At 62.6% G+C, this 21,521-nt stretch carries 17 protein-coding genes and 1 pseudogene; 4 read left to right on the forward strand and 14 right to left on the reverse strand.

Features of this window, described 5'->3' with window-relative positions:
• The first annotated feature begins 444 nt into the window (after positions 1–444).
• Positions 445–1,167: an autoinducer binding domain-containing protein gene (locus tag C0Z19_RS01525; RefSeq protein WP_102608009.1), complete on the forward strand. Its 723-nt coding sequence runs from the start codon at positions 445–447 to the stop codon at positions 1,165–1,167.
• Between the two features lie 79 nt (positions 1,168–1,246).
• Here the strand turns inward: C0Z19_RS01525 and C0Z19_RS01530 are convergent, their stop codons facing one another.
• From C0Z19_RS01530 to C0Z19_RS01555, 6 genes and pseudogenes are all read right to left on the reverse strand, one after another.
• The gene (locus tag C0Z19_RS01530; protein WP_102608010.1) at positions 1,247–2,449 is read right to left on the reverse strand and encodes an enoyl-CoA hydratase/isomerase family protein; all 1,203 of its coding nucleotides are present in this window, start codon (positions 2,447–2,449) and stop codon (positions 1,247–1,249) included.
• 27 nt (positions 2,450–2,476) lie between these two features.
• Positions 2,477–3,406: a 3-hydroxyisobutyrate dehydrogenase gene (gene mmsB / locus C0Z19_RS01535; RefSeq protein ID WP_102608011.1), complete on the reverse strand. Its 930-nt coding sequence runs from the start codon at positions 3,404–3,406 to the stop codon at positions 2,477–2,479.
• A gap of 33 nt (positions 3,407–3,439) precedes the next feature.
• Complete coding sequence (locus C0Z19_RS01540) at positions 3,440–4,966, reverse strand: CoA-acylating methylmalonate-semialdehyde dehydrogenase (RefSeq protein WP_102608012.1); 1,527 nt, start codon at positions 4,964–4,966, stop codon at positions 3,440–3,442.
• 128 nt (positions 4,967–5,094) lie between these two features.
• On the reverse strand, positions 5,095–6,825 hold the full coding sequence (locus C0Z19_RS01545) for an AMP-binding protein (protein WP_102608167.1): 1,731 nt from the start codon (positions 6,823–6,825) through the stop codon (positions 5,095–5,097).
• A gap of 240 nt (positions 6,826–7,065) precedes the next feature.
• On the reverse strand, positions 7,066–7,314 hold the full coding sequence (locus tag C0Z19_RS01550) for a hypothetical protein (protein ID WP_102608168.1): 249 nt from the start codon (positions 7,312–7,314) through the stop codon (positions 7,066–7,068).
• A gap of 347 nt (positions 7,315–7,661) precedes the next feature.
• Positions 7,662–8,330, reverse strand: a pseudogene (locus tag C0Z19_RS01555) (TCP-1/cpn60 chaperonin family protein); the annotation flags it as partial.
• A gap of 197 nt (positions 8,331–8,527) precedes the next feature.
• Between C0Z19_RS01555 and C0Z19_RS01560 the strand changes: the two are divergent.
• On the forward strand, positions 8,528–8,827 hold the full coding sequence (locus tag C0Z19_RS01560) for a hypothetical protein (RefSeq protein ID WP_102608014.1): 300 nt from the start codon (positions 8,528–8,530) through the stop codon (positions 8,825–8,827).
• Positions 8,828–8,875: 48 nt separating this feature from the next.
• The gene (gene polX, locus C0Z19_RS01565; RefSeq protein WP_102608015.1) at positions 8,876–10,642 is read left to right on the forward strand and encodes a DNA polymerase/3'-5' exonuclease PolX; all 1,767 of its coding nucleotides are present in this window, start codon (positions 8,876–8,878) and stop codon (positions 10,640–10,642) included.
• Between the two features lie 265 nt (positions 10,643–10,907).
• Here the strand turns inward: polX and C0Z19_RS01570 are convergent, their stop codons facing one another.
• Together C0Z19_RS01570 and C0Z19_RS28155 are read right to left on the reverse strand one after the other, a co-directional pair.
• On the reverse strand, positions 10,908–13,184 hold the full coding sequence (locus C0Z19_RS01570; protein WP_102608016.1) for an arginine/lysine/ornithine decarboxylase: 2,277 nt from the start codon (positions 13,182–13,184) through the stop codon (positions 10,908–10,910).
• Positions 13,181–13,351 (reverse strand): hypothetical protein, encoded by a 171-nt coding sequence (locus tag C0Z19_RS28155; RefSeq protein WP_158242932.1) that lies wholly within the window; start codon positions 13,349–13,351, stop codon positions 13,181–13,183. The genes C0Z19_RS01570 and C0Z19_RS28155 overlap by 4 nt, the downstream gene beginning before the upstream one ends.
• Before the next feature lie 171 nt (positions 13,352–13,522).
• Here C0Z19_RS28155 and C0Z19_RS01575 point away from each other — a divergent pair, with 171 nt between their 5' ends.
• The gene (locus C0Z19_RS01575; protein WP_233195940.1) at positions 13,523–14,824 is read left to right on the forward strand and encodes a DUF3326 domain-containing protein; all 1,302 of its coding nucleotides are present in this window, start codon (positions 13,523–13,525) and stop codon (positions 14,822–14,824) included.
• Here C0Z19_RS01575 and C0Z19_RS01580 read toward each other — a convergent pair.
• The 6 genes from C0Z19_RS01580 to C0Z19_RS01605 form a co-directional block, all read right to left on the reverse strand.
• Positions 14,806–15,072, reverse strand: coding sequence for an acyl carrier protein (locus tag C0Z19_RS01580; RefSeq protein WP_102608018.1), 267 nt, complete (start codon positions 15,070–15,072; stop codon positions 14,806–14,808). The two genes, C0Z19_RS01575 and C0Z19_RS01580, sit on opposite strands and share 19 nt — an antisense overlap.
• Positions 15,069–16,241 (reverse strand): dihydrolipoamide acetyltransferase family protein, encoded by a 1,173-nt coding sequence (locus C0Z19_RS01585; protein WP_102608019.1) that lies wholly within the window; start codon positions 16,239–16,241, stop codon positions 15,069–15,071. The genes C0Z19_RS01580 and C0Z19_RS01585 overlap by 4 nt, the downstream gene beginning before the upstream one ends.
• A 28-nt stretch (positions 16,242–16,269) precedes the next feature.
• Entirely contained in the window at positions 16,270–17,247 is a 978-nt protein-coding gene (locus C0Z19_RS01590; RefSeq protein ID WP_102608020.1) for an alpha-ketoacid dehydrogenase subunit beta, read from the reverse strand.
• Entirely contained in the window at positions 17,244–18,266 is a 1,023-nt protein-coding gene (gene pdhA / locus C0Z19_RS01595) for a pyruvate dehydrogenase (acetyl-transferring) E1 component subunit alpha (protein ID WP_102608021.1), read from the reverse strand. Before pdhA ends, C0Z19_RS01590 begins: the two co-directional genes overlap by 4 nt.
• Positions 18,263–20,029, reverse strand: a complete 1,767-nt coding sequence (gene acsA / locus C0Z19_RS01600; protein WP_102608022.1) for an acetate--CoA ligase — start codon at positions 20,027–20,029, stop codon at positions 18,263–18,265. The genes pdhA and acsA overlap by 4 nt, the downstream gene beginning before the upstream one ends.
• Positions 20,030–20,232: 203 nt before the next feature.
• A complete protein-coding gene (locus C0Z19_RS01605) occupies positions 20,233–21,366 on the reverse strand; it encodes an acyl-CoA dehydrogenase family protein (RefSeq protein ID WP_102608023.1) in 1,134 nt (377 codons plus the stop codon).
• Positions 21,367–21,521: the final 155 nt, after the last annotated feature.

Here is a 21,521-nt window from a genome sequence, read left to right on the forward strand (position 1 = left end):
GTTCGCGCACGCGCGGTGATTTCCGCTATCAAGACCTCTCACTGTCATCGTTGACGGGAACAGCCCGGCGCGATCGGTCGTGCCGAAGCTACCAAAAGCCTCAGGGCATGCGGGTCTTTCCGGATAATGCGATTGAAATCAGCCGATGATTTGCTTATAAATGAGCTCTGTGCATGGATTAGCGGATCGATCGAGCGCCGTCCGTTCGAAAGGAACGGACGCCTCGGCCTTATGGCGCGCGGAATTGCGCATGAGCGCACGCTCCCCCCGCCGCCGGCGCAGTTCGTGGGACGGCATTCTGTTCATTCAGGCCGTCGACGCCGCCGCTGAACCGCATGACAGACGGAAGACTCATGCGTCGGACTGTAGCAGTCCGACGCGCGCGTGAGAGCTGGCAACTATGACAGTGTTGTATCTCAGTTCTTTTTCGTTTTCGGGGTTTTCATGGAATCGCCCTTGCGGTGGCAGGACAGTTACGAACAGCTGCGCGCGGCAACCGATGAGCGGCAGCTGTTCGACCGCATCGCACATTTGACGAAGCAACTCGGCTTCGAATACTGCTGTTACGGGATCAGGGTGCCGTTGCCGGTGTCGAATCCGTCCGTTGCGATCTTCGACACCTATCCGGCAGGATGGATGAAGCACTATCAGGAAAGTCGCTTCATCGACGTCGATCCAACCGTGCGAGAGGGGTTGACCAGTTCGCGGCTGATCGTCTGGCCTGAAACTACGGCCAACGCGCCAAAGCTCTGGAGCGATGCGCACGATTTTGGATTGAAGGTCGGCGTCGCGCACTCGAGTTGGGCCGCGCGCGGCGCTTACGGCTTGCTGACGATGGCCCGCCATGCCGACCCGTTGACGAGCACAGAGATCGACCAACTGACGCTGCAAGCAAGCTGGCTTGCCGATCTGTCGCACGCGTTGATGAGCGAACTGCTCGTGCCTAAGATGGCGCCCGAGGCGAAGGTCGTGCTCACGCTACGTGAGTGCGAGGTGCTGTGCTGGACCGGCGAAGGAAAAACGGCTGGCGAGATCGGGCAGCTCCTGAACATCTCGGAGCGCACGGTCAATTTTCACGTCAACAATGTGTTATTGAAGCTCAATGCGACGAACAAGGTGCAAGCGGTCGTGAAGGCCATCGCGATGGGCCTCATCAGTTCCTATTGAAGTTGACGATAGGTGTTGCTTCGAGCGAGGCGGGCGGCCACCGCCAAGCCGCCCGCTCGACGTGTGGACCGCCTCGCGCTTACGACGGCAATTGCGACGAGCGCTGCGGCGGCAGCTCGCCAAGGTCCGCAAGTGGATGCCGGGCGCTCGGCCACGGCGATGTCAGAAAATGCGCGACGCGCTCGGGGCGCACATCTTCGAGCGAAGACGGTTGCCAACGCGGCGCACGGTCCTTGTCGACCAGATGCGCGCGCACGCCCTCGCGGAAATCGCCTTCTTCGATTGCGCGCGAGACGATGCCGAGTTCCATCCGGTAAGCATCGGCCAAGCTGATGCGCCGCCCGCGCAAGAGTGCTTCGCGCGTCACATGCAGCATCGTCGGCGAATAGCCGTGCAGCGCGTCGAGCGCGCTTTGCAGCCATGCACGCCTGTCCACCGGCGGGTTCGAAATCAGCGCCGATGCCAACGAAGCAGAGATATCCGCGACGCTCGAACGCGCGTCGAAATGCTTCTCGATCTGCGGCGCCAGCGGTTCGATCGCCGCGTGCGGCATCGGCGTTGTAGCCGGCACGAACGCTTCGCGCAGGCGCTCTCGAACCTGATTCGCAGGCAGCTTCGCCAAGCGTTCCTCGAATCCGTGAAGCCATTCGCTCTGCACCCAGACATCGGCGAGGCCGCAGTAAACGGCATCCGCGCCCGACAGCACGGCGCCCGTCAGACCGACATACAAAGCGAGTTCGACCGGCATGACGCTTAGAAAGCGCGTGGCGCCCACATCGGGGACGAAGCCGATGCGCGTCTCCGGCATCGCGATCTTGCTGCGCTCGGTGGCGACGCGCAGCGAGGCGGCCTGCGCGAGACCCATGCCACCGCCCATCGTGATGCCGTCGGCCAGTGCGACGATCGGTTTCGGAAAGGCGTGCAGCGCGAAATCGAGCCGGTATTCGTCGATGAAGAATTGGCGCCAGCCCTGCGCACCGTCGACGTTCCCCGCGTTGGCGGCATGATAGAGGGCACGCACGTCGCCTCCCGCGCAAAAGCCCTTTTCGCCGCTGCCGCGCAGCACCAGTGCGACGACGGAGTCGTCTTTGCGGCAGCGCTCGATGTGTTCGGCGAGTTCCCGCACCATCGCGTGCGAGAGTGCATTCAGCGCTTGTGGCCGGTCGAGCGTCAGGATCGCGACGCCGTTGACGACGTGATACAGCACGCGTCCCTCGATCGGCTGCGTGGCGCCCGGTACACCGTCGCGAGCGGCCTGCGAGGGTTCGACACGTGCATTCATCGGTTGACTCCGTGGATTCAATTTCAGTCAAAGGTTGGGGGAGGAGGGCTTTGCCGCCATTTCCGACGGGTCGGCTCGCCGTTCGTAAAGCGAAATGATGCCCGAGAAGTCGAGCCCGCCGCGTCCGGCCGCGCTCATCGCCTGATACAGCTGCTGCGCGAGCGCGCCCATGAAGATAGGCTGTTTGGCCGAACGGGCGGCTTCGGCCGCAAGGCCCAGATCCTTGAGCATCAGATTCGCGCCGAAGCCGCCGGTGTAACCGCGCGATGCAGGGGCCGTCTCGATGATCCCCGGATACGGGTTGCAGGTATCGGAACTCCAACTGCGGCCCGTCGAGGTGTTGATGATTCCGGCCAGCACCTTCGGATCGATGCCGAGCGCGGCGCCGAGCGACATGGCTTCCGCCACGCCGGCCATCGTGATGCCAAGCAGCAGGTTATTGCAGATCTTCGCGACCTGGCCCATGCCCGTATCGCCGCAACGGACGATGTTCTTGCCCATTGCGCCGAGCACAGGGCTCACGCTCGCGAACAGCGTTTCGTTCGCGCCGACCATGAACGTCAGCGTGCCCGCGGCCGCGCCGCCAGTGCCGCCCGAAACGGGGGCGTCGGCAAAGGCGTTGCCTTGCGCCGCCGCCATCTGCGCAAAAGCCTGCGCGCTGGCCGGATCGATCGTGCTCGAATCGACGATCGTCACGCCCGGCGCGATGCCGGCCAGGACGCCGTGCTCGCCTTCGAGTACAGCGCGCACGTGCGTCGCCGCAGGCAACATCGTGATGACGAACTCGACGTCGGTTGCCGCCGCTTTCGGCGAACTGCATGTGCTCGCGCCCGCTTCGGCCAGCGAGCGCAAGGCCGCTTCGCTCAGGTCGAACGCTTGCAGCGCATGTCCGTTTTTGAGCAGGTTGCGCGCCATCGGCGCGCCCATATTGCCGAGTCCGATAAATCCGATTTTCATGGCGAGTGTCTCCGTGGCAGATGAATGACGGCCTCAGCGCAGGCTGATCGTCGTATTGACGCCGCCCGCTGACGATGCAGCATCGTCGAACCAGCGCGACGTGACCGTTTTCGTTTGCGTGTAGAACTGCACCACTTGTTTGCCGTAGGGGCCCAGGTCGCCGAGCTTCGAACCGCGCGAACCCGTAAAGCTGAAGAACGGCACGGGTACCGGAATGGGGATGTTGATCCCGACCTGCCCGATGTCGATCTCGCTTTGGAACTTGCGCGCCGCGGCGCCGCTTTGCGTGAACAAACCGACGCCGTTGCCGAACGGATTGCCGTTGACGAGTGCGATGGCATCGTCGAGCGTGTCGACTTCGAGCACCACGAGCACAGGGCCGAAGATTTCCGTGCGGTAGATCGTCATCTCGGTCGTCACGCCCGTGAAAATCGTCGGGCCGACGAAGTTGCCCTGTTCGTAGCCTTGTACGCGCACGCCGCGGCCGTCCAACGCCAGCGTCGCGCCTTCTTCGACGCCCTTGGCGATGAGCGACTCGATCCGCTCTTTGGCTGTCCGGGAGACGACCGGGCCAAGATCGGTGTTCGGCTCGACACCGGCATTGACCTTGAGCGTCTTCGAGCGTGCGATCAGGTCGGGCAGCCATTCGCGCGCCTGGCCGACGAGCACCACGGCCGACGTCGCCATGCAGCGTTGCCCCGCGGCGCCAAAGCCTGCGCCGACGAGGGCGTTGAGCGTCTGTTCGCGATTGGCGTCGGGCAGCACCACCGCGTGGTTCTTCGCGCCCATCATCGACTGCACGCGTTTGCCGTGCTGGCTCGCCAGGTTGTAGACATGCGTGCCGACGGCCGTCGAGCCGACGAACGAAACGGCTTTGATCGTCTCATGCGTGCAGAGCGCGTCGACGACTTCCTTGCCGCCATGCACGACATTGAGCACGCCGCGCGGAATGCCGGCTTCGATCGCCAATTCGACGAGTGCCATCGTCGAAAGCGGATCCTGCTCGGACGGCTTGAGCACGAACGTATTGCCGCACACGATCGCCATCGGGAACATCCAGAGCGGAATCATGGCCGGAAAGTTGAACGGCGTGATGCCGGCGCAGACGCCGATCGGTTGGCGCAGGGTGTAGGTATCGACGCCCGATGCCACGTTTTCGGCGAATTCGCCGAGCTGCAAGGTGCCGATCGATGCGGCATGCTCGACGACTTCCAAGCCGCGAAAGATGTCGCCTTCGGCATCGGGCAGCGTTTTGCCTTGCTCGGCCGTCAAAATCTTCGCGATGCGCGGCATGTGCTCGCGGATCAGCGCCTGGTACTTCAGCATGATGCGGGCGCGCGTGCCGATCGGCGTGGTCTTCCACTGAGCGAACGCGGCGTGAGCGGCGCCCACCGCGGCGTCGATTTCGGCTCGCGTCGCAAACGGCACCCGCGCCAGCACCTCCTGGGTGGCCGGGTTGACGATGTCGCGCCATTCAGTGGTCGCGGATTCGACGAATTCTCCGTTGATCAGCAGCTTGACAGTCGGGGTGTTCGCGCTGGCGGCGGAAGGTGCGCTCATCGATAAGCTCCGGTTCGTAGGTGGGTGACCTGCGTCGGGCGCGTGCCCGGCGCAAAGCGGCAAGCCGGCGCGCTCGCGCGCACCGCCTGCAAGGATGACTGCAGCAGAATGGCCGATTGCGGCATCGGTCACCGCAGCTCGGGGAAGTCGTCTTCCCGGTATTCGCCGGGGAACCGCTCTGCGGTGTCGCCTCGTTCGAGCTCGCGGCGGCGCAGTTCGACACGACGAATCTTGCCGGAGATGGTTTTCGGCAATTCGTAAGCTTCGAGCAGGCGGATGCGCTTGTAAGGCGAGAGCCGTTCGCGGGAAAAAGCGAAGATGCTTTTGGCGAGTGCGGACGTGAAGGTGTAACCGTGGCGCAGCATGACGTAAGCCTTCGGGACCGACAGCCGTAGCGGGTCGGGGCTCGGCACGACAGCGGCCTCGGCCACAGCCTCATGCTCGATCAGAACGCTCTCGAGTTCGAACGGGCTCAGGCGGTAGTCCGACGATTTGAATACGTCGTCGGCGCGACCGACGTAGACGAAGTAACCGTCTTGCCGGCGCAGCGCGATGTCGGACGTGTGGTAGCGGCCGTCGCGCATGACGTGCGCGGTGGCAGCGGCGTTGTTCGCGTAGCGCGTCATCAAACCGAGCGGGCCTTGGCCGCGTTGGGCGGCCGTAGTTGTCGCGGCAAGCGGTAGCGCGATCTCGCCTTCTTCGGCAGGCTGTCCGTCCGGATCGACGAGTTCGACACGGTAGCCCGGCATCGGCCTGCCCATTGAGCCCGGGACCACGGGTTGCCCGGGAGAGTTGCCGATCTGGCAGGTCGTTTCGGTTTGGCCGTAGCCGTCGCGGATGGTGATGCCCCAGGCCGACTTCACGCGCTCGATGACCTCGGGGTTGAGCGGCTCGCCCGCACCGACGATTTCCCGCAACGAAACGGCATAGCTCCCGAGTGGCTCTTGCACCAGCATGCGCCAGACTGTCGGCGGCGCGCACAGCGTCGTGACGCCATGGCGCACGAGCGTGTCGAGCGTGGCCTTGGCGTCGAAGCGCGTGAAGCTGAGCACGAAGACGCAGGCCCCGGCATTCCATGGCGCAAAAAAGCAGCTCCATGCGTGCTTGGCCCAGCCCGGCGAGCTGATGTTCCAATGGATGTCGCCCGGTTGCAGGCCGATCCAGTACATTGTCGACAGGCTGCCGACCGGATAGCTCTCGTGCGTGTGCTCGACGAGTTTCGGTTTGGACGTCGTGCCCGACGTGAAGTACAGCAGCAGAGGATCGCAAGCGCGCGTGGCGCCTTGCGGTGCGAAGGCCGGCGAGGCAACGTAGCCCTTGGCGAAACTGTGCCAGCCCGGCGGCACAGCCTGCTCGTCGACGCTGACGGCGATCTTGACGAATTCGGCGCCGATTTCGTCGAATTTGCCGCACTCGGCCGAATCGACGATCGCGAACGTGGGTTGACCGATCGCGATGCGATCGTTGAGATCGTCGGCGGAAAGCTGCGTCGTGGCAGGCATCAGCACGGCGCCAAGCTTGATCGCCGCGAGCATGGCATCCCACAGCTCGACGCGATTGGGCAGCATGAGCAGGATGCGATCGCCGCGTCCGACGCCCAGTTCGCGCAGGTGGTTCGCGATGCGCGACGAACGCTCGGACATTTGCGCGAACGAAAGCCGGGTGGTCTGGCCTGTGTCTGCATCGACCAACATGAGCGCCGGGTTGTCGTTGCCGCGCGCCATCTCGTCGAAGTAATCGATTGCCCAATTGAAGTCGTCGAGCGCCGGCCACGCGAATTCGCCGTAGGCGTGGTCGTAGTCGCTGCGGTAGCGCAACAGGAAGTCGCGCGCCGCTACAAAGCGCTGTGCTGACGTCATGAATGTCTCCTTTGGCCATGTCTGCGCGTGCTTTGCGCGCAGGGCATCTTGGTGTCCCGGGTGCATTTGGGCGCCCATGCCTATTTATAGACGCCGTAGCACCGATGTGGCATGCATGGCCAGCTCCCACCGCTTATGCCGACCCGTTACGCGTCGAAGTGTAGGCAGCCGCCCGGCCGGTTTCGATGCTCATCCCGCTCACTTTGCGTGAGCGCATTTGCCATGGTGGTGCAAGAAAGCTCAGCGCAGTCCGAGCCCGCGAAGAATGGCGTTGCCGTCGTCCGTCAGCCGGAAGCGAACGTCGCCCGCTTCGGAGGTGATGGGCTCGACGAGTCCCGCCTCCTGGAGCATCGGGATCTCGGGTTTGGCGGAGACGTCGATCGGCGAATGAAGCAGGAGCAGCAGCGTGGCGAGTTCGTGATGGCTCAGGATGCGCCGCAACATGGTGCGCGGTTTGCGCGGTGTGTCATGTTCTTTCGGGTCAGTCATCAGGCCGGCCTCCATCGCGAATAGCAGCGCCGATGGTGCTCAAGCCGGCTTAAGCGATTCTTAAAACACGGGGTATGCCGGCGCACCGCGTTGCGTGGCGCAGCGAACGGCAATGTCATGAAAATAAGGGACTTTTGCGTCCCGTCGCGTAGCCGCGTGTTTCACAGTGTTACACATTTCATTGGTTTCTCCGGCGTCGATGCGAGAGATGCTACGGCTCGCCAAGCGCTCACTCGTCCGGCCGAAAAGCCCGACCGTCAGAGCCAGGCGCCGCAGCGATCATGCAATCGGTCGTCAGCATCAGCGACGCCACCGAGATCGCGTTCTGCAGCGCCGAACGGGTGACCTTCGACACGACGGGCGGACCCCAGGTCCTCCAGCGTGACATGCTCGACGCTGCGTCCGGTTTGCGAAGAGATGACCGTTGCACCCGTGAGCGCCGCCAGATCCGCGAGCTGCTCGGACCGCCCCTCTCCGAAGCCGGGCGAGCGAACGGCGCATGACTTGAGCGTGCCTCGAAGATGGTTGACGACGAGCGCCGCCAGCGCTTCGCCCTCGACTTCGTTTGCAACGACGAGCAGCGGCTGCGCGCTGGTGGTCACGGCCTCGAGCACGGGTAACAGGTGGGCCACCGAAGTCAGGCTCGTGTCCGCAAGCAGAATCCGCGACTCTTCGAGGACCACTTCACCGCTGGCCGATTCGACAAACAGCGGCGAAACGTAGCCACGGTCGATCAGCGAACCGTCCACGATCTCGAGCACGTCGTCGATCTTTGATCCATCTTCGACGCTGACCGCGCCGTCCGGTCCGACGCGTTCGACCGCCTTGGCGACGAGTTCCCCGATGCTGGCATCGCCGCTCGCCGATATGGTCGCGATCTGACGCATTTCCTCGGTGCTCGAACATGGTTTTGCCATACGCTGCAGTTCAGCGACAATGCGCTCGCCCGCACTGACGATCGCTTGACGCAACTCCATCGGATCGTGTCCGGCCGCAACGCACTTCAGCTCATGCGCTGGCGGTCCTTTGTTCCCGATGACTTGCCTTGCGATCTTGCCTTGCGACCGTCGGGTACCTTGTTTTCCGGGATCTTGATTGACCTATCGCAATGCGCGAGCGGACAGCACTGCCTAACATGGGCTTTCCCGGTTCGGCTCCGTGCCGCGCATCGACGGGGCGGAACAGGTCAGTTTCTATTGAAAGGAGGGTGACCATGTATAGGTTCGTCCGCACCGCGACGGTGAAGAATGCAGCGGTGCTTCCGCTGGCGCTGGCGTTTGCATCGGAGGTGACTGCGCACCTGAACAAGAGCTATTCGCTCAAGATTCTTTCCGGTGCTGAACAGTACGGCTGCGCCAGGATCCACTGGCACTTCGACGCCGACAGTCTCGATGAAATGCAGCGGATCAACGCAAAACTGATGGAAGATCGAGACTACGCCGCGTTGCTCGATAAGTACAAGGATGTCTGGGTTGAAGGCTCGATGCGCGACACCGTCGTACGGATGCTCTGAACGTTGTCGCTCTCGGCCTGTTGGTGACATTGGCGGGGTCGCACAGTCATGCCGCTTCATAACGCCGAAATCGCCGCGATTTTTGTCGAGATCGCGGACCTGCTCGAAATCCAGGGACAAAATCCGTTTCGTGTGCGGGCATATCGTAACGCGGCGCGTTCGGTGGGGGAGTTCGGCAAGAGCGTGGCGACGATGATCGAGCAGAACGAAGACCTGAAGGTGATTCCGGGCATCGGCGACGACCTGGCGGGCAAGATGCGGGAGATCGCCGCGACCGGCAAGTGCGATCTGCTCGAACGGCTGCACAACGAGATGCCGGCGGCGATCACCGAGTTGCTGCAGGTGCAGGGGCTGGGCCCCAAACGTGTGCGTGCAATCCACGATGCGCTTCACGTACAGACGATCGAAGAGTTGCATCAGGCAGCGAAGGAAGGTCGTATCCGCGAGTTGCCGGGTTTCGGAGAGGTGACCGAAGGACACATCGTCGACACCATCGAAGCGCATTTGCACAAATCGCGCCGCTTCAGGCTCGCGCTGGCGGAGCAGTACGCGCAGCCGCTCATTGCCTGGTTGAAGGCGACACCCGGCACACGCGAAGTGGTCGCCGCGGGCAGCTTTCGGCGTCGCGCAGCAACCGTGGGCGATCTGGATATTCTCGTCACCGCGCACGACGCCGCCCCCGTCATGCAACGCTTCGTGCGCTACGAGGAGGTCGCTGAAGTGCTGTCGCGGGGCGCGACGCGCGCGAGTATCACGTTGCGCAACCGTATGCAGGTGGATCTGCGAGTCGTGGCTCCTGCCAGCTTCGGCGCTGCGCTCGTGTATTTCACGGGCTCGAAGGCACACAATATCGCCATGCGCCGTATTGCGCAGGAGCACGGCTTGAAGATCAATGAGTACGGTGTATTCCGGAAAGACAAGCGCATCGCCGGGGCCACCGAGGAATCGGTCTATGAAGCAATCGGCCTTCCATGGATTCCGGCCGAACTGCGGGAAAACCGTGGCGAACTGCAAGCTGCCCGCGCGCATCGGCTGCCGACCCTCATCGAACGCAGCGACTTGCGAGGCGATCTTCACGCACATACAAGTGCCAGCGACGGCCACGACACGATGCTCGACATGGCGCTTGCGGCGCGCGAGCGCGGCCTGTCCTATCTTGCGATCACCGATCATTCGAGTCGCCTGGCGGTCGCCCGCGGTCTCGACACCAAGCGCCTCGCGAAACAGATCGAAGAGATCGATCGGATCAACCGTACGCTGGAAGGCATCAAGCTGCTCAAAGGCATCGAAGTCGATATCCTGGAAGACGGGAGCCTGGATCTGCCCGACGCTATCCTGACTCGCCTCGATGTCGTCGTGGGCGCAGTGCATAGTCACTTCGGATTGCCCCGGGCGAAACAGACGGAGCGCGTGTTGCGCGCGATGGAAAATCCATGTTTTTCGATTCTCGCGCATCCGACCGGGCGATTGATCGAGGAGCGGGCGCCGTGCGATATCGATCTCGTGCGGGTGATTCGGAAGGCGCGCGAATGCGGCTGTCATCTCGAACTGAACGCGCACCCCGAGCGGCTCGACTTGGCGGACACGTACTGTCAGATGGCGAAGGCCGAGGGCATATTGGTTTCGATCAACTCGGATGCGCACGGCCGGTTCGATTTCGACAATCTGCGCCACGGAATCGACGAAGCACGGCGCGGTTGGCTCGAAAAGAGTGACGTGCTCAATGCGCGGACGCTCGATGAACTGCGGCCGCTTATTCGACGCGCGCCGATGGCGGCCGCTCCACGGGCGAAGTTGACCTCGATGAAGAGCTGACGGCGGTTGGCGCTCAACCATCACTTTTCCAATCACCGCCCAGCAGATTCGAAATCGCCGAACCTGCCGGCAAAGTGCCAGTGAGAAAGTTATGTCACGTGGCGCGCTTCGGTTCAGACGCGGGATTCCTTTCGGTGGCTCTCGCTTCAGCATCTCGACGGCTTCTTCGTCATTGATTTGAGGAAACGAACGATAAAACTCGCCAACAGCGTAGAAATCCGGAGGGGCCTGGAGACACACGATCAGATCGGCGAATCGGCGAAGATCATGGACCCTCTCCATCGATTTGGCCGAACGCCTCGCCCGCGAGGCAGGCGACATAGAAGCGTACGCCGGCGTTCGTGAGGCGTTGCGTGAGGCCGTGGATATTGGTTTCGAATCCAGGGAATCGTTCGTTGAACGCCCTCGAAAATCTCAAGAATTCAACGACGGCACGATTGAATCGCTCCCCCGGTATGAGCAACGGAATGCCGGGCGGATACGGCGTCAATACGCTTGCGGCCACCCGTCCCTCACAAAGTTCGATGTCGAGATGCTCGACTTCACCGTGAGCAACCTTCGCATAAGCGTCGGCCGGAATCATCGCGGGCACGATGGGTGACGAGTACATCGCCATCGTCAGATGTGCTACGTCGTGCTGGCGGTACATGGCATGTATCGCCGCGCACAGGTGCCGCAGATTCATCTTCTCGTACTGAGGGTACCTGGCCACAAACTCAGGCAATATGCGATTGAGCGCGACGTCGTTTTCGAAATCGTCCCGGAATTGCTGCAGCGATGTCACCAGCGTGTTCCAGCGGCCCTTCGTGATGCCGATCGAGAACATGACGAAGAAGGAATAGAGGCCCGTCTTCTCGACGACGACTCCGTGCTCGGCCAGGTATCTTGTGACGATCGCGGCAGGAATCCCGATATCTGCGAACTTGCCCTCGATGTCCAAGCCCGGTGTCAGGATCGTCACTTTGATCGGATCGAGCATGTTGAAGCCGTCTGCAATTTCTCCGAAACCGTGCCAGGCGGCACCCGATTCGAGCCTCCAATCGGCGCGTGTGCCGGTTCCCTCTTCGACGAGATCGTTTGGCCCCCACACCTGAAACCACCAGTTACCGTGCGATTCCAGCGAGATCTGGCGCATGGCTCGGCGGAAGTCCAGGGCCTCATTGATGGCTTCTTCGACGAGTGCGGTGCCTGCGGGAGGTTCCATCATCGCGGCGGCGACGTCGCACGAAGCGATGATGGCGTATTGGGGCGAGGTTGACGTGTGCATCAGGAACGCTTCGTTGAAGCATTCCCGGTCCAGGGAGCGTGACTCGCTGTCCTGCACGAGAATCTGGGAAGCCTGGCTCAGGCTTGCGAGCACCTTATGCGTCGACTGCGTTGCGAATACCAGGGAATCCTGGCACCGCGTGGTCCCGGCACCAATCGCATGCATCGAATCGTAGAGATCGTGGAATGTGGCATGGGGCAACCAGGCTTCATCGAAGTGCAGCATGTCGACCTTACCGTCGAGCATCCGTTTGATCGCATCTGCGTTGTACAGAATGCCATCGTAGGTACTCTGCGTGATTGCCACGAGGCGCGGCCGGTCACCGCCGTTCGCCGCGAACGGATTGGTGCGGATTGCCGATTGAAGGCGCTCGAATTCCAATGCCTCGCGGGGGATCGGCCCGATGATCCCGTAGTGATTGCGGGTGGGCTGCAGAAAGACCGGTATTGCGCGCGTCATGATGATGGCATGCAGCACTGACTTGCGGCAGTTCCGATCGACCACCACGATGTCGCCGGGCGCCACGATCGAATGCCAGACGATCTTGTTCGAAGTCGAGGTACCGTTCGTCACAAAAAACAGGTGATCGCAGTCGAAGATGCGTTCAGCATTGCGCTCCGACTGTGCGACGGGGCCGGTGTGATCGAGTAGTTGTCCGAGTTCGTCGACTGAATTGGAGACATCCGCTCTGAGCAGATTTTCTCCGAAGAACTGATAAAACATTTGTCCGACCGGACTTTTCAGAAACGCGACGCCGCCCGAGTGACCCGGACAATGCCATGAATATGACCCGTCCGCGGCGTAGTCGATGAGTGCGCGGAAAAAAGGCGGGGCGAGGCGGCTTAGATAGACTTTCGACTCATGCACGATCCGGCGTGCGACGAATTCGGGCGTGTCTTCGAACATGTGAATAAAGCCGTGAAGCTCTTTAAGCACGTCGTTTGTGATATGTCGGGATGTCCGCGTCTCCCCATACAAGAAGATCGGAATAAGTGAATTGCGGTGGCGAATTTCAAGGACGAACTCGCGCAGGTTGTCCAAGGTCTTCGAGGCAGAGGCAACGTCCTCGAACTGCTCGTCGTCGATGGACAAGATGAATGCACCGCTACGACTGTGCTGGCGGGCAATTGATCGGGCGTCGCCAAAGCTCGTAATCCCGGCTACCTGCGCGCCTTCGGCTTCGATCGCGGAGGCGAGCGCTCGAATTTCAGAGCCGCTGACGTTCTCAGCGCGGAAGTCCTCGTCGATGATGGTAATCGGAAAGTGAAACCTCATCTGTCCTCCGGCACGCTTTGATATGCACCTGGCTGCTTCGGGTGGCCTGCAAGTGTCACTTTGGTGCGTCGCCGCCATTGCACCTTGATCTTCGTCAAGCGTGGCTCGAGCCGGCGCGAGCGGTAGCCCCCTACGGCATGGCCCACGAAAACGAGCGTATGCGCCATGCGCTCTCCGTCGTTGATGTGTGTCAATCCGGCGGTTGCCGCACCGTGCACACTCGCATTTGGAGGTCTTGTTGCCAGCGGAGGACAACCATGCAGGTGCGAGAGTTCGAGCTTGACGTTGCGGTCGACTCGTCGTCGGCACGATCCCTGTCCTGGCTTGAAAAGAGGGTAATGGCGCAGATCGGGGCCTCGTCGGTCCCGATCAGATTCGTCGTGAACGCTATGGGTGCGGCGTCGTGGCGTTGCGACGTTGCGGTGGTAGAAGGCGTGGCACCCGGGATCGCAGCACGCTCGCGATCCCTGTTCGAATTCCGGAAACGCGAAGCCGAGAATACGGGGGCATTCAACGTTGCGCTGGTCATTCCGACCGGTATCGCATGCACGATCGGCGGTCACGCCGGGGACGCGAATCCCGTGGTGAAACTCATGGCATCGGTATGCGACACGCTCATTACTCACCCGAACGCGGTCAATGCATCCGACCTGAACGAGTTGCCGGCCAATGCGCTGTACGTCGAAGGCAGCACGCTTTCGCGTTTGTTGATGGGCACTGCCGGGCTGCGCCCTACGCGCGCCAATCGCGTACTTGCCGCCGTGGAAGCGCATGAAGAAGCCCCCGTACTGAACGCGGCGATCAACTCGGTGGCCGCGGCCGTCGCCACTTACGGCCTCTCGTCAGCGGGCATCGTGCTGATCGATCCGGCCCTGCAGCTTGCATCCCATGCGACACCGGCGGGGCGGGCGAGTGGGGCGGTCCGGCATCTCGACCGCCTGTTCGATGCGGTGCGGGCAAAACGCGGCCAATTCGACGCGCTTGCCATTTCGACACGCGTTCAGGTGGACGCCCCTTGCCGTACGGCCTACTACCGCAGCCACGGCGAACTGGTCAATCCCTGGGGCGGGGTGGAGGCCTTGCTGACACACGCCGTCTCGACCCTGCTGGGTATTCCCACCGCGCATGCGCCGATGTACGAATCGGTTGCCGTGGCACACGAGGACATCGGCGTCGTCGACGCGCGTATGGCGGCAGAGGCGATATCGACCGGCTTCTTCATGTGTGTGCTGAAGGGGCTGCAGCAGAGTCCGCGGATCGTCACGGACGAGGCGTCCATGCGTGCGCCCGGCGTGCTCACCGCGATGGACGTGTCTTGTCTCGTGATCCCGGACGGCTGCATCGGACTGCCGATGCTGGCAGCGCTCGAGCAGGGCATCCCGGTGATCGCGGTACGGGGGAACATCAGTATGATGCACAACCGGCTGGCGGATTTGCCGTGGGCGCAAGGCCGGTTCTACGAGGTCGACAACTATCTCGAAGCGGTGGGCCTGATCGCGGCATTCAAGCGCGGCATCGCGCCAGATTCGTTACGACGTCCGCTGCCGGCACTACATGTGGAAGTAGCGGCGCAAGCGCCGGAGCACGCAGCGCGGCCCGGCGCTGCGCTGCCCGAACCCGACTATCTTCCCGACTTGTGAGGCGCGCTGACTCTCGCCACAAGATAATTGACGATATCGGCGAGCGTGACGAGCCTCTGGTAATCGGACTCGGGAATTTCGACCTTGAGTCTGTCATGCAGCCTCAACAGAAAGTTGAGCCAGTCGATCGAATCGAGGTCGACCTGTAGGCGCAGGGGGCGATCTTCGCGCAGCGCCGGCTCCTCGAGTTCCGGCGCTATCGATTTCAATGTGGCCAGCACAACGGCACGAACTTCGATATCGTTCATCGGTCCCACTCCTCGGGGTGCTGCAGCGCTTCACTGAGTTCAAGCAAAAACAACGCGCCGCGGTGTCCGTCCGAAACGCGATGATCGGCCGACAGGCTGGCGGTCACCGCCGGCATGACCTTGAGTCCGCCACTTTCGGCCCACGGCCGCTCCGCGATGCGACCGAATCCCACCAGTGCGACCTGAGGCGGATAGATCACGCCGAAGACCTCGGTGGCGCCCTGCTCGCCGAGATTGGTCACCGTGATAGTCGGCTCCGAGAGTTCGGAACTCTTCAATGAGCCTGCGCGGCAGCGTGTGGTGAGGTCCATCAGCTCATGCATGATTTGTGTCAGCGGCTTGATATCCGTATCGAGCAGGGCGGGCGCAATCAGGCCGCCCTGGCGGAGCGAAATTGCGACCCCGACGTTAACCTTCTGCGCTGCGGCGAAGGCGCCTTCTCGATAGAAGCCGTTCAGTTCGGGAAAACGCTTCAGCGTGACGGCCACCGCCTTCAGCAGTAGAACGACCGGAAGCAGTCTTTCCCCGATCGACCGTTTCGCGTTCTCAGCAGCGAGCCAGCCCAGCGCCTTGCCGAGCGGGATCGTCTCGGACGCGTAGTAATGCGGAATCTCGCGCTTGGAGTGTTCCATTGCGCTCGCGATCACCTTCCTCATTTCTGCGATCCGATCGACAGCTGGAGCTGTCGGCATCGGCGCGGCGGCTCGCGCGATGATCTGCCTGACGTCGTCGAGCGCGACGGAGCCTTGCGGCCCCGTGCCGGTGATGGCGTCGAGATCGATGTGGTGTTCCTGTGCATACCTGCGCGCCGCCGGCGAGATCTTGCGGCGTGGAGTTGTCGTCGCGGCGATTGCTTCGGTCGGGGTGAGTTGCCCGCTGTCGGCGCGGGGGCGTGCAGCCCCTTGCGTGGGCGCCACGGCACGCGGCGCCTCTCCCGGCTCGAGCAATATCGCCATAGGCGTACCCACAGGGATTTTCTCGCCAGGCTGGGTGATCAGTTCATCGACTACCCCCTCTTGCCAGCATTCGACGTCCACGGCGGCCTTGCTGGTGTCGACGACGGCTACCACCTGGCCTCGCTTGACGGCGTCACCCGGCTTCACCTTCCATTCGAGCAGGGTTCCCTCGTCCATGTCTGCGCCCATGGAAGGCAGGGTGAATTCGATCATGCGTTGTTCCCGTTCAGGTGCGAAGCGTTCATGGGAGCAACCGCTTCACTGAGGCGACGATCTTGTCGACCTGCGGCAAGGCCGCCTCTTCCATGTGCCGGGCGTAGGGAATCGGCACCTCTTCCGAACAGACGCGGGCCACGGGTGCATCCAGTTCGTAGAAAGCCTGCTCGACGATGCGCGCCATGATTTCGCTGGCAACGCTTGCGCTGCGCCAGCACTCGTCCACTATCACGGCACGCCGGCACTTCGCCACTGACGCCATGATCGTTGCATCGTCCAACGGCCGCAGCACGCGAAGATCGACGACTTCGGCAACGATGCCGTCGCCGGCAAGTGCGTCGGCAGCCTGCAACGCCTTATGCAAAGAGCCGCCGTAGGCAAGGATCGCAACGTCGTTGCCCACGCGTCTCACCTTTGCCGAACGAATGTCCACGCTCGTCACGTCACCCGGCAATTCGTCTTCCATGTTGTAAAGCCCCGCGTGCTCGAAGATCAGCACCGGGTCTTGATCGGCGAGAGCGGGCGCGAGCATGTAGCGCGCATCTTCGATGGTGGCGGGCGCGAGAACCTTGATGCCTGGAATGCCCGCGTACCAGCCCTCGAAGCTGTGCGAATGCTGTGCAGCGACCTGACGACCCGCACCCGTTGCCATGCGCACGACTAGCGGCACTGAAAATTGCCCGCCCGACATATGGTGATAGAGCGCGGCCGTATTGACGATCTGATCGAGCGCCAGCAGGCTGAAGTTCACCGTCATGACTTCGACGATGGGCCGCATGCCGCCAAGCGCCGCGCCAATGCCCGCCCCGGTGAAGGCGAGCTCGGAGAGCGGGGTGTCGCGGATGCGCTCCGGCCCGAACGCTTCGAGCAACCCTGCCGACACCGCGTAGCTGCCGCCGTAGCGGCCCACATCCTCACCCATCAGAAACACTCGGGGGTCGTTCGTCAGCGCCTCGCTCAAGGCCTTGCGCAGTGCCTCCCGGTAAGTGAGTCGGTCGCTCATGATGCACCTGTCCCGGACGTGTACAGATCCTTGGCCAGATCCTCGATTCGCTCCCACGTACCGGCTTCGGCGAACGCTACCGCGCGTTCCACTTCGGCGTTCGCAGCGGCATCGAGCGCGAGGAATTCGTCTTCCGCGAGCTTGCCTTCGGCCTTCAGACGTTGAGTGAACGTGTGGATCGGGCCGCGCGTTTTCCACTGTTCGACTTCGGCCTTCTGACGATAAAGCTCGGCGTCATACATCGAGTGTGCGCGGAAGCGATAGGTGCGCAATTCGAGGAACATGGGGCCTGCGCCATTTCGCACATAAGCGGCCGCTTCTTTCGCCGCGTCATGCACGGCGACGATGTCCATGCCGTCGGCCGAGCGGGCCGGCATGTTGTAGGAGGCCGCCCTCGCGCACAGATCGGTTTGCGACTGGCTGCGTTCCAGCGCCGTTCCCATGGCATAAAGGTTGTTCTCGCAGCAGAAGAGAACCGGCAGCTTCCACAGGGCGGCGAGGTTCATCGATTCGTGAAAGGCGCCCTCGGCGACCGCTCCATCTCCGAAAAAGCACGCGGTGACGCGTTGACCCGTCTGCATCTTTTCAGCAAGTGCCAGCCCTACCGCCAGCGGTAGCCCGCCGGCCACAATCGCGTTTCCGCCGAACAGCCGCGCGTGACGGTCGAACAGATGCATCGAGCCGCCGCGGCCATGGGCACAGCCTTCGAGCTTGCCGTACATCTCTGCCATCAGCACCGGCATCGGCATGCCGCGCACTAACGCATGAGCGTGTTCCCGGTAGGTGGCGACGATGTTGTCCGCGGTTGTCAGCGCGTGCAGCGCGCCGACGCCGGTGCCTTCCTCGCCGATGTACAGATGCAGAAAGCCCCTTATCTTGCCCGCACCGTAAAGCTCGGCGCATTTCTCTTCGAGCCTGCGCACGCGCAGCATGTCGCGCAGCAGAGTCAGCGCGAACTCCTTTTCGTAGGGCACCGGGCCAGATGGCGGCAGCGGCGCCGGATGATCGACGGGCATCATGGAGAGGGTTCCAACGTCGACGTATCGCCTTCAGCAAGACCCAGTTCGCGCGCCTTGAGCAACCTGCGCATGATCTTGCCGCTGCGGGTGTGAGGCAGATGTTCGACGAAAGCGATGTCCTTTGGCGCGACCGCCGCACCGAGGCGCTTTCTCGCATGGCCAAGCAGTTCCATGCGAAGCGCTTCGCCAGCGTCGAAACCTTTGTTGAGCGACACGAACGCCTTGACCGATTCGCCCACGACCGGGTCCGGTTTGCCGATGACGCCGGCTTCCGCGACGGCAGGGTGTTCCATGAGCGCGCTTTCCACCTCGAACGGTCCGATCAGGTGGCCGGCGGATTTGATGACGTCGTCCGCCCGGCCGACGAACCAGTAATAGCCGTCCGTATCGCGTTGGGCCAGATCGCCCGTCAAATACCAGTCCCCCGCGAAGCTCATGCGATAGCGCGCCTCGTCGTGCAGATAACCTCTGAACATGGACGGCCAGCCGCGTTTGAGCGCCAACTCGCCCTGCGTGCCGGCCTCTTCGATGATCTTCACGCTGCGATCGTCGCGACGCTCGACGATCGCCGCATCGATGCCGGGCAGCGGTCTGCCCATCGAGCCAGGTTTAATGTCGAAGGCCGGCGTATTGGCGATCATGATCCCGCCCGTCTCCGTTTGCCACCAATTGTCGTGGATCGGCAGGCCAAGCACGTCCTTGCCCCACCAGACCGCCTCGGGGTTCAAAGGCTCCCCCACGCTTGCAACGAACCGCAAATGCGGGAACGTATATTTCCTCGCGATGTCGGCCCCGGCTCTCATCAGCATGCGAACGGCCGTTGGGGCGGTGTACCAGACGCGAACCCTTTCATCCTGAAGGATGCGGTACCAGCGTTCGGCATCGAAATCTTCCCGATCGACGACCGATGTCACGCCATGCAGTAACGGTGCGATCACGCCATAGGACGTGCCGGTTACCCAACCGGGATCGGCGGTACACCAATAAATGTCCTCGGCATGCAGATCGAGCGCATAGCGCCCGGTGACCCAATGCGTCACTGCGGCGTCATGCACGTGCAAGGCGCCCTTGGGCGTGCCCGTGGTGCCGCTGGTGAAATGCAGCAGGGCCGTGTCCTCCGCCGACGTTGGCTCATACGCGCAGGCATCGGATGCGCTGCTCATCAATGCGGCGAAGTCGAGCGTGCCAGGGGCGCGGGTGGCGCAACCTTCTTGTCCCACCAGCATCACGTGCTTCAAGGTGGGCATGGCCTCGCGCTGGTTGGCAATCTTTCTTTCATAGAGCGCATCGGTGGTCACGAGCAGCGCCGCCGCCCCAAGGTTCACGCGGGTGGCGATCGGCTCAGGGCCGAAGGCTGAAAACAAGGGCGAGACGACGCTGCCGTTCTTCAGGGCCCCGAGCAATGCGATATACAGCTCCGGGATGCGAGCGGCGAGGATGAAGACGCGGTCTCCTTTGCCGATGCCCAGGCTACGCAACACATTGCAGAAGCGATTGGTGAGCGTCGCGAGCTCCCCGAAGCTGATGTCGCGCGCCGCGGTATCGCGGCCCAGAAAGCGCAGCGCGACCTTGTCTCGTAGCTTCGTCGCGCAGTGCCGGTCGACGGCCTGATACGCGATGTTGATTCCTCCGCCAGACTCGTGTGCCAGCGAGGCTGCTGCGTTCGCCCAAGAGAAACGGCTTCGCTCGAGTTCGTAGTCGCGAAAATTCGGGACAACGTGCAGGTCGGCTGCGTTCTTGCGGATGGTGGGTGATGCGTTCATCGATGCCTCCCTGCTGTGAGGCGAGGGCCCGACCAATGAGGCGGGCCGGTCTGACGCGTAGGGGTAAAGCTCTCTGACAAGAATGGACGGTAGTCGAACCAGCTTTGGATATTTTTACTACGGTTGCGGGTCCGAGGGTTTTGACATGAGTCAACGTTGCACCGCGGGGGGCGCAGCGCCGCGGATGTGACGCATTGCGGCCGTTAAAGACTGCGGGCGATGACCATGCGTTGCACTTCGCTCGTGCCTTCGTAGATCTGAGTGATCCGCGCGTCGCGATAGTGTCGCTCGACAGGGTAATCGACCAGGTAGCCGTACCCGCCGTGAATCTGGATCGCTTTCGAGCAGACCTCTTCGGCCATTTCGGAAGCATAGAGCTTCGCTTGCGATGCTTCCGACAAGCACGGCTTGCCGGCGCTGCGCAGCCGCGCGGCATGATGAACCAGGAGCCGCGCCGCATTCAAACGCGTCGCCATATCGGCGAGCATGTGGGCGATCGCCTGGTGTTCCTTGATCGCTTTGCCGAATTGGATGCGTTCCGCCGCATACGCCCTGGCTGCGTCGAATGCGGCCCGGGCAATGCCGACGGCCTGCGCCGCGATGCCGATGCGCCCGCCTTCAAGATTCGACAAGGCGATCTTGAGCCCCTCGCCGCGCGCGCCCAGCAGGTTTTCCTCGGGCACGGCGCAATCTTCGAATGTGATCGGACAGGTATCGGAGGCGCGGATGCCGAGCTTGTTTTCGGGGCGGCCGACCGTGAACCCCGGCGTATCCGTCGGTACGATGAATGCCGACAAGCCGCGCTTGCCGAGATCGGGATCGGTCACGGCGAACACGATGGCGACGCTGGCGCGGCCGCCGTTCGTGACGAACTGCTTGGCGCCGTTGATGACCCAGCGGCCGTCTTGCAACAGCGCGCGTGTCTTCAGGTTGTTTGCCTCGGAGCCGGCGTGCGGTTCGGTCAGGCAGAACGCGCCGATCGTCTTGCCGAGCGCAAGTTCCTGGAGCCAACGCGCTTGCTGCGCGGGTGTGCCGAACTTCAGAATCGGGCCGCAGCCGACTGAATTATGGACGCTCATCATCGTCGCGCACGCTGCGCAGCCGGCCGCGATTTCTTCGAGCGCAAGCGCGTAGGCGACGTAATCGGTGTAAGTGCCGCCCAGTTCCGGCGGCACCATCATGCCGAGTAGGCCGAGTTCGCCCATCTGGCGGACGATGTGGGCCGGCAAGGCGCCGTCGCGGTCCCACTCGGCGGCGTGCGGCGCCAGACATTCGGTCGCAAACTCGCGGGCTGCGTCGCGGATCATCCGTTGCTCGTCGGTGTAAAGCTCGTCCATGGCAGGGCAGTCGTGCTAAATGAATAAAATTGCGAATCGGTCGAAGAATCGTCTATGCCGTACCCGCTTGGCTTGGCGATGCGTCGGCTTTACACTGTCGTGCTTTGCGCAAGCGCGCATGCGCCGCCCGCTGTAGCTGGCGGTCCGGCTCCGGT

The sequence above is a fragment of the Trinickia soli genome, from assembly GCF_002879855.1.
Classification (GTDB): domain Bacteria; phylum Pseudomonadota; class Gammaproteobacteria; order Burkholderiales; family Burkholderiaceae; genus Trinickia; species Trinickia soli.

Coding starts and splice junctions, on each gene's coding strand:
- C0Z19_RS01525 (WP_102608009.1), top strand. CDS start 445: ATGGAATCGCCCTTGCGGTGGCAGGACAGTTACGAACAGCTGCGCGCG.
- C0Z19_RS01530 (WP_102608010.1), bottom strand. CDS start 2,449: ATGAATGCACGTGTCGAACCCTCGCAGGCCGCTCGCGACGGTGTACCG.
- mmsB (WP_102608011.1), bottom strand. CDS start 3,406: ATGAAAATCGGATTTATCGGACTCGGCAATATGGGCGCGCCGATGGCG.
- C0Z19_RS01540 (WP_102608012.1), bottom strand. CDS start 4,966: ATGAGCGCACCTTCCGCCGCCAGCGCGAACACCCCGACTGTCAAGCTG.
- C0Z19_RS01545 (WP_102608167.1), bottom strand. CDS start 6,825: ATGACGTCAGCACAGCGCTTTGTAGCGGCGCGCGACTTCCTGTTGCGC.
- C0Z19_RS01550 (WP_102608168.1), bottom strand. CDS start 7,314: ATGACTGACCCGAAAGAACATGACACACCGCGCAAACCGCGCACCATG.
- C0Z19_RS01560 (WP_102608014.1), top strand. CDS start 8,528: ATGTATAGGTTCGTCCGCACCGCGACGGTGAAGAATGCAGCGGTGCTT.
- polX (WP_102608015.1), top strand. CDS start 8,876: ATGCCGCTTCATAACGCCGAAATCGCCGCGATTTTTGTCGAGATCGCG.
- C0Z19_RS01570 (WP_102608016.1), bottom strand. CDS start 13,184: ATGAGGTTTCACTTTCCGATTACCATCATCGACGAGGACTTCCGCGCT.
- C0Z19_RS28155 (WP_158242932.1), bottom strand. CDS start 13,351: ATGGCGCATACGCTCGTTTTCGTGGGCCATGCCGTAGGGGGCTACCGC.
- C0Z19_RS01575 (WP_233195940.1), top strand. CDS start 13,523: ATGGCGCAGATCGGGGCCTCGTCGGTCCCGATCAGATTCGTCGTGAAC.
- C0Z19_RS01580 (WP_102608018.1), bottom strand. CDS start 15,072: ATGAACGATATCGAAGTTCGTGCCGTTGTGCTGGCCACATTGAAATCG.
- C0Z19_RS01585 (WP_102608019.1), bottom strand. CDS start 16,241: ATGATCGAATTCACCCTGCCTTCCATGGGCGCAGACATGGACGAGGGA.
- C0Z19_RS01590 (WP_102608020.1), bottom strand. CDS start 17,247: ATGAGCGACCGACTCACTTACCGGGAGGCACTGCGCAAGGCCTTGAGC.
- pdhA (WP_102608021.1), bottom strand. CDS start 18,266: ATGATGCCCGTCGATCATCCGGCGCCGCTGCCGCCATCTGGCCCGGTG.
- acsA (WP_102608022.1), bottom strand. CDS start 20,029: ATGAACGCATCACCCACCATCCGCAAGAACGCAGCCGACCTGCACGTT.
- C0Z19_RS01605 (WP_102608023.1), bottom strand. CDS start 21,366: ATGGACGAGCTTTACACCGACGAGCAACGGATGATCCGCGACGCAGCC.